Here is a 10,436-nt window from a genome sequence, read left to right on the forward strand (position 1 = left end):
CGGTGGAATATCGGTGCGGGGCATGATGCGGTGTACCGATTGTGCGGCCCGTCCCGGCATCCCAGACTCTCCTTGATCGCATCGAAAAACCCAGGGAGACAGCATGTCCGAGCCAGTCATCCAACTTCCGACACCCGGCGAGTCCATTCTGGAGACGCATGCGCGGATCCTGCGTGCGGGTGAGATCGTCCCCATCGAACTGCCCGGCGGCGTCGGCGCCTTCCTCGCGGTCAGTCACCGAGCCGCGAGCGCTGTACTCGACGACAAGGTTTTCGCCAAGCACCCCTCGAACTGCCCGGCCCTGCGTGACGGCCGGATTCCCGCCGACTGGCCGCTGCGCGCGCTGACCGACGCCGAACACATGCTCAACCAGGACGGCGCCGCGCACCGCCGGCTGCGTCAGACCATCAACAAGGCGTTCACCCCGGCCCGGATCGCGGCGCTGGAGCCACGGATCCAGCAGATCGCCGACGAACTGATCGACAACTTTCCCGATACCGACGAGATCGACCTGATCGCGAATTACACCATCCCGCTGCCCGTCCGGGTGATCTGCGATCTGTTCGGGGTCCCGGTGGACGAACAGCCGCAGCTGAAGAACTGGACACTCACCATCGTCTCGGTCACCAGCACCGGTGAGGAGACGCAGGCGGCGATGGCGGCGATGGGCGGCTACTTCTTCGAACTGCTCGCCCGTAAGCGGGCCGAACCCGGTGACGATCTGACCTCGGCACTGCTGGCGGCCAACGCGGAGAACGAACTGACCGACGAGGAACTGGTCGGGATGCTGTGGCTGGTGATCGTGGCCGGGCACGAGACCACCGTCCATCTGCTCGGCAATACCGTGATCGCGTTGCAGGAACATCCCGAACAGCTCGCGCGGGCACGGGCCGAGGACCGCTGGGCCGATGTGGTGGAGGAGGCGCTGCGCTACTGCTCCTCGGTGGTGGGCGCGCTCATGCGCTATCCCCTCGAAGATACGACCGTCGCCGGCGTCGACATCCCGGCGGGCACCCCGACGCTCTGGCACGGCGGCGTCGGCCGCGATCCGCTGCGCTACCCCGACGCCGAGGTCTTCGATATCGACCACGAACATCGCGACCAGCTCGCGTTCGGCCGCGGCCCGCATTTCTGCCTGGGCGCGCCGCTGGCCCGGCTGGAGAGCCGGATCGCCCTGCGGACGCTGTTCACCCGATACCCGGATCTGGCCCTGGCCGTGCCTCCCGGCGAGGTCGAGTACACCGTGCAGATCAGCACGGTGGGCCCGGAAGCGCTCCCGGTGCGGCCGAAACCCGCTTCCTAGGAACGGTTCGGCGGTTCACGCCCGCGAATCGGTGGCCTCGGCGCGTCTGCTGCGGCGGAACTCCCGCGGCGTCACGCCGAACCGCTCCTTGAACGCGGCCGAGAACCAGGCGGGGGTAAAACCGCAGCGGGCCGCCAGCTCCGCGATGGTCAGGGTGGCGCGTGGGTCGGCCAGGAGTTCGCGTGCCACCCGCAGGGCCTCGTCGCGGCGCAGGTCTCGGAAGGTCGTCCCGGTTTCGTGCAGCACCACCCGCAGCTGCCGGGGCGACCAGCCGAGCGCGTGCGCCACCGCGGGCAGGCGTACATCGGAGCAGCCGATGTGCTCGCGCAGATATCGCCGGATGCCTTCGGCGACCTCCGCGTGATGGGGCTCCTGCGGGCCGGTCTCACCCACGGCCATCATGCACAGCAGTTCGGTGACCCGGTCACAGACCGCGTTGAACTCGCGTTCGCTCAGCCGTGACTGTTCGGCGTGGACGCCGCGGATCATATCGCCGGCGACCCGGCCCAGACCCCGGTTCATATCGAGGACGACGTTCATATGCCCGTGCGACCTGACCCGGGACTCGAACTCGGTACGCGGCACCTGGAACGCGTAGGCCGCCGAATCGGGAATGTGCAGCCGGCACGGCATCTCCAGTCCGGCCACGACCGCGTGACCGCGCGGAACGCGGGTCACCTCGTCGTGGAAGCGAATTGCGAATTCACCGCGATCAGGGATGACGACCCAGAAGAAGTCGTCGCCGGGGAATGTGCGGATATGGCGCTGGGTCCGGTGGCACAGGCGATTCCCGTGCTGGTCCCAGCGCAGCAGGGCATAGGTGACCGACTCCTGGCCGGTGAGTCCGGCGTGCCAGTCCTCGTGGGCGCCGAATTCGTGTGCCATGGGGACGAAGCCGTCGGCGAGCTCGGAAAAGGATTCGGGTCCGCAGGCGGCCACCTGATACCAGCGCATGGTCACCATCCCCTCGATCCGACCCGGCCTGCCCGTACCATCGGCCGACACGATCGGCGTCCTCACCATACTGGTCCCGACCGGTTCCGGAGCGTTCCGGTCACAAGATACGTTCTCGGCCTGCGATTTTCACGTCTACACCGCCGCCATCTGCTGGTGGCGGGCCGCTCGCCCCAGCGGGACCGCATCGTCGATGTCGACAACCGCCTCTGCCGGGTGGCCCGGGATCCGGACCGCACCGCCCGGCGCGCTCACCGCATCGATCGGATCGCGAACGCAGTGGTCGCGAATGTGCGGCCGGCGACGCTCGCGCAAGCGCGGCGTTTTCGCGCCGCGGCCGAATCCTTTTCCACAGCTCACGCCTCTCATATACGTCCCGGCAGACGCCGGGACGGAAGAGGAGGTTGTCGTGATCATCGGTATCGGAATCGCCGGCGGGCTGGTACTGCTCTGTACGTGCATGTTCGTCCTACGGCGCAAACGAGCCGGTCGTGGCTGAGGTGACCTGGCCCGAGGAGCAGTTGATCGCCGCCGCGCAGGGCGGTGATGTCGACGCGATCGCCGCGGTGGTGTCGGCCGCCCACCCGAACATCCAGCGTTTCGCCCGGACTCTCTGCGCCGACGCGGAGGACGCCCAGGACGCGGCGCAGGAGGCCCTGATCATCCTGTACCGGAAGATCGGGATGCTGCGGGCCACGGGCGCGCTGGCGTCGTGGATGTTCCGCATCGTCCGCAACGAATGCCTGCGACGCGCGCGGCGACGGCTGCACGAGTACACGCCGGTGCCGGATGTCGCGGTAACCGCCTCGGCCGAGTACGAGGTACTGCAACGACTGGAAGCGGGCCGGGTAGCGGCCGCGGTCGCCGCCCTGCCTCCTGATCAGCGCCGGGTGCTGATCTTGCGCGATATCCAGGGCTACAGCGGGCGCGTGGCCGCCGAGGTGCTGGGGATCGGCCCGGCAGCGATGAAATCGCGCCTGCACCGAGCCCGCGCCGCGGTTCGGCACGCGCTCTGCGCCACCACGGAGTCGAGTGACGGAGGCCATGATGAGCAGAACCACACCTGACGGTCCGGATTTCGCGAGCGCCTCCCCGGCCGAGCACCTGGTGCGCGGTGTGGTGGGCTTCGGCGCGCTGGTCGGCGCGGTGGCACTGATCCCGGTCGTCGGCCCGCTCTCCCTGGTGCTCCTGCCCGTCGGCCTGATCGCGCTGCGCGGCTGCCCGATGTGCTGGACGATCGGGCTGGTGCAGACCATTTCGCGCGGCCGGCTACAACGCTCCTGCGGGGACGGCGTGTGCACACTGACCGTCGCCGACCGGGAAGGCGCCGCGCGATAGTCGCCGCCGTCCCCGCGGCCACGGCCGGCGCGAACTCCCACGCGGGCGGCCCGCAGCCCGTACGCTGCGGAGACGGCCACCGGGTAGGGCACCGGTGCGGCGACGAGAGTGGATACGGCAATGACGTCGGAGATCGGTTTCCATCCGGACCTGCGCCGCGCGCGCTTCCTGCCACGCACCGTGGTGTCCCCACGCACCCTCCGGGTGATCCGTGCGCTCAGCGACCGGGGCGGGCGGGCGCATCCGGCGAACGGGACGATCGAGCGGGTGGACGCGAATGTGACGGTCCGGGTGTTCCGGCCCGCCGGGGCGTCCGGGCCGCTGCCCGGGCTGCTGTTCGTGCACGGCGGGGGATATGTCATCGGCAACGCGGCCATGGGCGACCGGTTCTGCGCGACCGTGGCCGAACGCGTCGGTGCGGTCGCGGTATCGGTCGAGTACCGGCTGGCGCCCGAACACCCCTATCCGGCGCCGCTCGAGGACTGCTACGCGGGTTTGTGCTGGCTGGCTCGGTTGCCCGAGGTGGATCGGGACCGGATCGCGATCGCGGGGGAGAGCGCGGGCGGCGGTCTGGCCGCCGCGCTGGCGCTGCTGGCCCGCGAACGCGGTGCGGTGCGGCCGGTACTGCAACTGCTGTCGTATCCGATGTTGGACGACCGGACCGCGGCACGTACCGATATCGACGCCCGGTGGCTGCGTATGTGGAGCCGCCGCAGCAACAGTTTCGGCTGGCGGTCCTATCTGGGTGAACTCGGCGCCGAAGCGGTTCCGCCCTTGGCGGCGCCGGCCCGGTACGACGACCTCACCGGGCTCCCGCCCGCCTGGATCGGGGTCGGCACCCACGACCTGTTCTACGCCGAGGATCTCGCCTACGCAGACCGGCTGCGCCGCGCGGGGGTGCCCTGCACCCTGCACGAGGTATGTGGTGCCTACCACGGATTCGACCTGGTCGAGCACGCGGCACCGGTCTCCCGTGACTACCGGGGTGCCCAACTGTCGGCACTGGCGGCAGCGCTGGGCGGATCCGCCCGAGCCGAGTGAGTACGGCCGTTCGTCCAGCTCGCGGTACCGCCCCGCGCCCTCGGTATCCCGTCGGTGCCGGGCATCATGGATCCCCGCCCACGGTCGGGCCACAGTGTGACGGGCTCGAACCGGATATCGGCGCGCGGAACCGGAAGCCGTCGGGGGCAGGCGATTCGGGAAGCCGATCGGCGTGCGGTAGCGCCGGGACACGGTCGTGGGTCCACCGCGCGGGCCGGGAGGGTGGCAGACTGCGGATATGAGCACACCGGATTGGGCTGATGTGGACCGGTACGTGGTGGATCATCTGGCGCGTGACGGCGAGACGAGCGCGACGCTGCGGGCCAACGCGGACGCGGGTCTGCCCGCCATCGACGTCTCCGAGGCCCAGGGCAAATTCCTCTACCTGCTGGCCCGGTCCATCGGGGCCGGGCGGGTACTGGAAATCGGCACACTGGGCGGATTCAGCACACTGTGGCTGGCCCGCGGGGTCGGGGCCGAGGGCCGGGTGACGACGCTGGAATTCGAGGAACGCCACGCCGAGGTCGCCCGGGTGAATCTGGACCGCGCCGGTGTCGGCGACCGCGTCGATATCCGGGTCGGCGCGGCCCTGGACAGTCTGCCCGTGCTCGCCCGGGAACAACCCGAGCCGTTCGACCTCGTGTTCATCGACGCGGACAAGGTCAACAACTCGAATTACGTGCAGTGGGCACTGCGGCTGACCCGGCCGGGCGCGGTGGTCGTCGTCGACAATGTGGTGCGCGGGGGTCGGCTGGCCGACGAGAACGCCACCGACCCCGCGGTGCGGGCGAGCCGGGACCTGGTGCAATTGCTGTCCGACGAACCTCGCCTGGACGCCACCGTGTTGCAGACGGTGGGCGCGAAGGGCTGGGACGGGTTCGCCTTCGCGGTCGTGAACTGAGCGCGAAACAGCGGAGGCACCATCCGCTGTCCACACCCGGCCCGGCTGTGATCTTCGCCGGTAGCTCCCGGGAGGGCAGGCGGGTGCGCGGGCTGCCGGACCGCCGGTCCGAATGGGGTGGCGTCCCGGGCCGCCACTGGGCAGTGTGGTCGGGCTCTCACGAGTCCGGTTCCGGAGACGCGGCGATCCGGCCGTCCTCGATCGCGCGGCGCAGCGCGGCGTGGTCGAGGGCGTTGCGATCGGCGTAGTCCTCGGCGAAATCCGCGACCGCCCCGTCGAAATCGTCATCGGAGCCGAGATATCCGGCGATTCCGAAACGGTCACCGCCGCGAGCGTGGGCCTGGGCCAGTACCCGCGCGCACAGTCGCCCGTAGAGCGCCATGAGATCGGGGGACATGGTCTCGATCACCGCCGAACCCTTGCCGTCGCGGAGCTGGCGGATATAGAAATCGCGGGTCACGCCGTCGGGGTCGGGGCCGGGGTGCGGCTGCCAGCCGAGGAAGATATCGCCGGCCGCCTGCATGAGCCGCTGCCCGCTCACCACCCGCTCGCCCTGGTTCGTGTATTCGGGGCCGGCGAGATAGCGCGCGAGAACCGAGGGCTGTGCCTCCTTGGCCTGCAGGAACAATGGTTCGTCGCCCGGTCCGCGCAGCAGGACGATCCAGGTGCGGGTGCCCACACTGCCCACCCCGACCACCTTGCGCGCCGCGTGCACGTACTCGAACCGGTCGAGCAGGAAACGGCGGTCGGGTTGCAGGGTGCCGCGATAATCGGCCAGGCGCCGCATCAGGGCCCGGTGCACCGTCTCGGCGCCGGCGCCGGAGTAGAGCTCCTCCACCGGGACGATCAGCGGCGGCATGCTCACGATGCGCGGTTGCCCGTCACACGGCGTGGTCAGCTTGGACAGCGCCTGGAAACTGTCGCGACCCCAGGCTTTGTCGATGGTCTTCTGGACGCGTTTACGCATCGACGAATCGAGGACCTCGCGTAACTCGGCCATATCCGTCGCCGCGTCGATATGCGAGTACCAGACGGCCAGTTCACCGCGTCCGGCCTGGTAGCTCATGGTCTCGCGGTACTCGGCCACGCAGGCGCGGGTGATCCGGCGCCGCTGCTTCTTCTTGAAGCCGTTGTCGCGCCCGGCGACCGCGAGACTCGCGGCCAGTCTCTTCACATCCCATTCGAAGGGGCCGGGATAGGTTTCGTCGAAATCGTTGACGTCGAAAGCGAGCCGGCGCTCCGGGGTGGCGTAGAGGCCGAAGTTGCTCAGGTGGGCGTCCCCGCACAACTGGGTGTGCAGACCGGTGTCGGGCGAACGGGACAGATCGTCGGCCATCACCAGCGCCGCGCCCCGGAAGAAGGAGAACTCGGAGACCGCCATCCGGCCGTAGCGGACCGGGACCAGTTCGGGCACCCGCGTCGGCGTCTGCGATTCGAGGAGGGCCAGCGGGTCACGATCGGCGGCCGCCACGGCGGCGACCGCGGCGAACGGGACGTGCTCGCGCTGCCGGACGCCGTGTTCGATGCGCTCCGCGCGGGACGCGGTAGCGGGCCGGACTCGATCGGCGTGGGGTTCGCCCATAGGCGCACTGTAGGACGGGCGCGTCCGGTCTGTCGTCATCCGATCCGGGTGAGGGAGCCGGTGGGAACGGCCCGCTTCGGATCACCGTGCGTGCAACTCTGCGTGCGGTCTCGGCCGGTGGCCAGCGTTCTGCTCGGCGCGTGATGAAGAGGTGGCGGCGATGGCGGACGGCAGCGCGGGGTCGGTCCTGCGGGCGGTACTGGAGCTGGGGCCGGCGGCGCGCAGTGCGATCGCCCGGCATGCCGCGATCTCGCCCGCGACCCTCACCTGGCAGGCGCGTGCGCTGATCGCCATCGGCTGGCCACCGCCGCGGACTCGGATCTGATCGTCGTACTCGGCGACGGCCGGCTGCTGGAGGTCGGGACGCACACCGAGCTGCTCGCCCGCGACGACGGGGCCTATCGCGCCCTGTGGGCGGCCTATGTGGGGCAGAGCGCGCAGGATTCGGCTCCCGTGCGCTGATCGCCCGCCGCCCGGTTCGAGGCGGCCGGACCGGGCGGCGGGTCCGTGGACCCGCCTCGCTGCCGCTGCCGCTGCCGCTGCCGCTGCCGCTGCTGCTGCTGCCGGATCGAGTCCGCGCAGTCCACTACGTGGTGTTCGCGGCGCGAATCACGAAGGAACCTCGGTGGCGATGGTGCCGTCCACGACCTCGGCCAGCATCCGGCCCCATTCCGGATAGGTGCGCACCTTCTGCAGGTGCAGGTCTTCGATCTTCGCGGTCAGGTCGGGGTCGGGGTCATCGGAGAAGCGGACCGCGGACAGGCGGGCGAAATACGGCAGGATATCCGGATCGCCGGCAAGGTGCACCGGGTCGTGCAGGTACCGCTCGAGCGCGGCGAGGTCGGCGACCGCGGCGCTGTAGGCGTGGGTGAAACCGTCGCGCGGGTCACCGATATCGCGGCCGACCACGCCGAATTCCACCGATTCGACGCGCGCGGTCCGGCGCATCCGCTCCAGTACCCCGGCCTGTTCGTCCGGTGAGACACCGTCTTTGAAGCTGAACCGCAGGATGTTGACTATCACTGAATACCTCCGAAATTGAACCAGTGGGATCAGAGTAACGGTCGTGTGGGTATTGTCAACGGTATGGATTTTTGAACCGGCAGGTTCAATCATGTGGGACGGGCGTTACCATGGGAGCGTGCGTGCGCGAGTGGAGGACGGCCCGGTCTCCGGCCGGATCGATAAGCGGCGGGCGATTCTCGACGCGGCCTTCGCCGTATTCGCCCGGCTGGGTTACGAAAAGGCCTGCGTCCGGGAGATCGCCGACGAAGCCGGGGTGGCCAAACCGACCGTCTACAACCACATGACCGATAAGGAGAGCCTGCTGCGGGAGGCGCTCGTCACGGCGGCCGACCGGGTGGGCGCCGACTGCCTGGCCGCCGTGGAACGCCTGCGCAATCCGGGCGCCGACCTCACCGCGGCGCTGGAGGATACGGCCCGGCGGCTGCTGCGCATCTGTGCCGGGGATACCTCGCACGCCTTGCGCCGGCTCAGTGCCGCACAGGCCAACCGGCTGCCCGATCTCGTGGTCCTCGTCCGTGAGCGCACGGCGACCGCGACACTGGACGCGCTCACCGACCGCCTGGGCCTGCTCGCGCTGTCCGGGAGATTGCGCATCACCGACCCCGCCATCGCGGCCGAACAATTCCTCGCGCTGCTCACCGGTCCGCTGGAGAACCGGTCCGCCCACGGCACCCGTAAAGTCCCGCCCGCCGAACTCCGGGCGATCGCCACCGCCGCGGTCCGGACGTTCCTGGCGGCCTACGGAACCGGCGCCGACCGACCGGAGAGTCCGCCCGGGCCACGGTGAGTCCGGCTGAGCGCACGGTCAGCGGGTACGGCGCAGCGGCGGATCGGCGCCCTCGGGGACACGGAGTTCGTCGCCGTGGTCGCGCACCCAGGCGGCCAGGGCGCGCAACGGCCCGTCCACCAGACTGACGCCCAGCTCGGTCAGCCGGTATTCCACCGCGGGCGGTGCGTCCGGCTCGGGTCGCCGGGCGATCAGGCCGCGGCTGAGCAGCCGGCGCAGCGCCTCGGTGAGCGTTTTGTCGCGGATGCCGCCGATCCCGGTGCGCAAGTCGACTCGTCGCCGGGGGCCGTCGGCGAGGGCGGCGAGGATCACCGGGTCCCAAGTGTGGGCGAACAGGTCGAGTGCGCCCCGCAGCCGGCAGTCGGCGATCGGGTCGGAGCGGTCGTGGTAATCGGTCATCGCCCACCAGCATCGCGGTCCGGTACGCACCGATCGGTGCGTATCCCGCTCCCTACGGTAGCCCTCGCACAGGTTCGCGACGACGGAGGAGACGAGGGTGCGGATAGCGATTCTGGGAACGGGTCATCTGGCCGGAGCACTGGGCGGATGCTGGGTTCGGGCGGGTCACCGGGTCACCGTCGCGGGACGGTCCCCGGAGAAGGCGGCGGCGCTGGCCCGGCGGCTCGGTGGCGTGACCCGCTCGGCTCCGGCCCGGGAGGCGATACGCGGAGCGGACGCGGTCCTGCTCGCGGTGCCCTGGGACGCGGCGGGGGCGGTGCTGGCGGCCGCCGGTGGCAGCGGCGGAGGTCTGGCGGGGATACCGATCATCGACCCGACCAACCCGGTCGAACACGGGGTGGGTGTGGTGCTGGGCCCCACGGGCGGATCGAATGCCGAACGGATCGCCGCGGCGGCGCCGGGTGGCCTGGTGGTGAAGGGTTTCCATCTGGTGCCGTCCACGCAGTGGGGGGTGGCCGGTACGGCGACGACCGTTGTCCTGTGCGGGGACGATCCGGACGCGCTGCGCGTGGTCGAAACGCTGGTGCGCGATGCCGGGGCGGAACCGGCCGTGGTGGGGCCACTGGCCCGGGCGCGGCAACTCGAAGAGGTGGCGGGGCTGTTCATCACGCTGGCGTTCGCCGGAGTCGACCCGCGGACCGTGGCGCCGGGCCTGCCGCCGGTGCGCTCGTGAACGCGGGCACGAGGCATACTCCGCCGCCCCGGGCGAGCGTAACGAAGCGGTTGCTGCGTCCGGGGTCGTCGAGTTCCTTGTTCGGCGCGTCCGGCGACGAACCGTTCCACAGGTGGCCGGCGCTTCTCTCCTTTCAACCGCTCGGCGTGCCACGTGTTCGCCGCCCTGGTGCGAGTCCGCCGGCCGGTCGTCGCCGGCATCCATGAAGGCTCGAGCGAGTGCGTTGGCGGTTCTCGGAATTTTCTAGCGGCGATGACTTCCGGGGCGGTGCGCCGTCGTATCGGTTGAACGCGCCACCGACCCGGCGCGACCGACCCGAAGGACCGGAAATGACCACCACCAGCCCCACCGCCCACCTTTCCGCCGACGTCG

At 70.2% G+C, this 10,436-nt stretch carries 12 protein-coding genes; 8 read left to right on the forward strand and 4 right to left on the reverse strand.

The window, feature by feature from the left end:
* Positions 1–103 precede the first annotated feature (103 nt).
* Positions 104–1,303, forward strand: coding sequence for a cytochrome P450 family protein (locus IG75_RS0135095; RefSeq protein ID WP_051715594.1), 1,200 nt, complete (start codon positions 104–106; stop codon positions 1,301–1,303).
* Positions 1,304–1,318: 15 nt separating this feature from the next.
* Here IG75_RS0135095 and IG75_RS37695 read toward each other — a convergent pair whose 3' ends face one another.
* Complete coding sequence (locus IG75_RS37695) at positions 1,319–2,308, reverse strand: helix-turn-helix transcriptional regulator (RefSeq protein ID WP_162183832.1); 990 nt, start codon at positions 2,306–2,308, stop codon at positions 1,319–1,321.
* Positions 2,309–2,748: 440 nt separating this feature from the next.
* Between IG75_RS37695 and IG75_RS0135110 the strand changes: the two genes are divergently transcribed.
* The 4 genes from IG75_RS0135110 (at position 2,749) to IG75_RS0135125 (ending at position 5,537) form a co-directional block, all read left to right on the forward strand.
* Positions 2,749–3,324: an RNA polymerase sigma factor gene (locus IG75_RS0135110; RefSeq protein ID WP_030525655.1), complete on the forward strand. Its 576-nt coding sequence runs from the start codon at positions 2,749–2,751 to the stop codon at positions 3,322–3,324.
* On the forward strand, positions 3,305–3,595 hold the full coding sequence (locus IG75_RS0135115) for a hypothetical protein (protein ID WP_030525654.1): 291 nt from the start codon (positions 3,305–3,307) through the stop codon (positions 3,593–3,595). The genes IG75_RS0135110 and IG75_RS0135115 overlap by 20 nt, the downstream gene beginning before the upstream one ends.
* A gap of 120 nt (positions 3,596–3,715) precedes the next feature.
* Complete coding sequence (locus IG75_RS0135120; RefSeq protein ID WP_030525653.1) at positions 3,716–4,636, forward strand: alpha/beta hydrolase; 921 nt, start codon at positions 3,716–3,718, stop codon at positions 4,634–4,636.
* 238 nt (positions 4,637–4,874) lie between these two features.
* Entirely contained in the window at positions 4,875–5,537 is a 663-nt protein-coding gene (locus tag IG75_RS0135125) for an O-methyltransferase (protein ID WP_030525652.1), read from the forward strand.
* A 157-nt stretch (positions 5,538–5,694) separates the two neighbouring features.
* On the opposite strand, the gene IG75_RS0135130 is transcribed toward IG75_RS0135125, so the two are convergent.
* Positions 5,695–7,119 carry a DUF2252 domain-containing protein gene (locus IG75_RS0135130; RefSeq protein ID WP_030525651.1) on the reverse strand — a complete coding sequence of 475 codons (1,425 nt, stop codon included), beginning with the start codon at positions 7,117–7,119 and terminating at the stop codon, positions 5,695–5,697.
* 160 nt (positions 7,120–7,279) lie between these two features.
* On the opposite strand from IG75_RS0135130, the gene IG75_RS39470 reads away from it, so the two are divergent.
* Positions 7,280–7,444, forward strand: coding sequence for a hypothetical protein (locus tag IG75_RS39470; protein ID WP_156059394.1), 165 nt, complete (start codon positions 7,280–7,282; stop codon positions 7,442–7,444).
* 284 nt (positions 7,445–7,728) lie between these two features.
* Here IG75_RS39470 and IG75_RS0135140 read toward each other — a convergent pair whose 3' ends face one another.
* Positions 7,729–8,142, reverse strand: coding sequence for a Dabb family protein (locus IG75_RS0135140; RefSeq protein WP_030525650.1), 414 nt, complete (start codon positions 8,140–8,142; stop codon positions 7,729–7,731).
* A 118-nt stretch (positions 8,143–8,260) separates the two neighbouring features.
* Here IG75_RS0135140 and IG75_RS0135145 point away from each other — a divergent pair, with 118 nt between their 5' ends.
* On the forward strand, positions 8,261–8,932 hold the full coding sequence (locus IG75_RS0135145; protein WP_036516056.1) for a TetR/AcrR family transcriptional regulator: 672 nt from the start codon (positions 8,261–8,263) through the stop codon (positions 8,930–8,932).
* Positions 8,933–8,950: 18 nt separating this feature from the next.
* On the opposite strand, the gene IG75_RS36870 is transcribed toward IG75_RS0135145, so the two are convergent.
* Positions 8,951–9,331, reverse strand: a complete 381-nt coding sequence (locus IG75_RS36870) for a winged helix-turn-helix transcriptional regulator (RefSeq protein WP_030526099.1) — start codon at positions 9,329–9,331, stop codon at positions 8,951–8,953.
* Positions 9,332–9,428: 97 nt separating this feature from the next.
* Between IG75_RS36870 and IG75_RS0135155 the strand changes: the two genes are divergently transcribed.
* Entirely contained in the window at positions 9,429–10,064 is a 636-nt protein-coding gene (locus tag IG75_RS0135155; protein WP_030525647.1) for an NADPH-dependent F420 reductase, read from the forward strand.
* The last annotated feature ends 372 nt before the right edge of the window (positions 10,065–10,436 follow it).

The sequence above is a fragment of the Nocardia rhamnosiphila NBRC 108938 genome (assembly GCF_000720425.1).
GTDB lineage: Bacteria > Actinomycetota > Actinomycetes > Mycobacteriales > Mycobacteriaceae > Nocardia > Nocardia rhamnosiphila.

Coding starts and splice junctions, on each gene's coding strand:
- IG75_RS0135095 (WP_051715594.1), top strand. CDS start 104: ATGTCCGAGCCAGTCATCCAACTTCCGACACCCGGCGAGTCCATTCTG.
- IG75_RS0135115 (WP_030525654.1), top strand. CDS start 3,305: ATGAGCAGAACCACACCTGACGGTCCGGATTTCGCGAGCGCCTCCCCG.
- IG75_RS0135120 (WP_030525653.1), top strand. CDS start 3,716: ATGACGTCGGAGATCGGTTTCCATCCGGACCTGCGCCGCGCGCGCTTC.
- IG75_RS0135125 (WP_030525652.1), top strand. CDS start 4,875: ATGAGCACACCGGATTGGGCTGATGTGGACCGGTACGTGGTGGATCAT.
- IG75_RS0135130 (WP_030525651.1), bottom strand. CDS start 7,119: ATGGGCGAACCCCACGCCGATCGAGTCCGGCCCGCTACCGCGTCCCGC.
- IG75_RS39470 (WP_156059394.1), top strand. CDS start 7,280: ATGGCGGACGGCAGCGCGGGGTCGGTCCTGCGGGCGGTACTGGAGCTG.
- IG75_RS36870 (WP_030526099.1), bottom strand. CDS start 9,331: ATGACCGATTACCACGACCGCTCCGACCCGATCGCCGACTGCCGGCTG.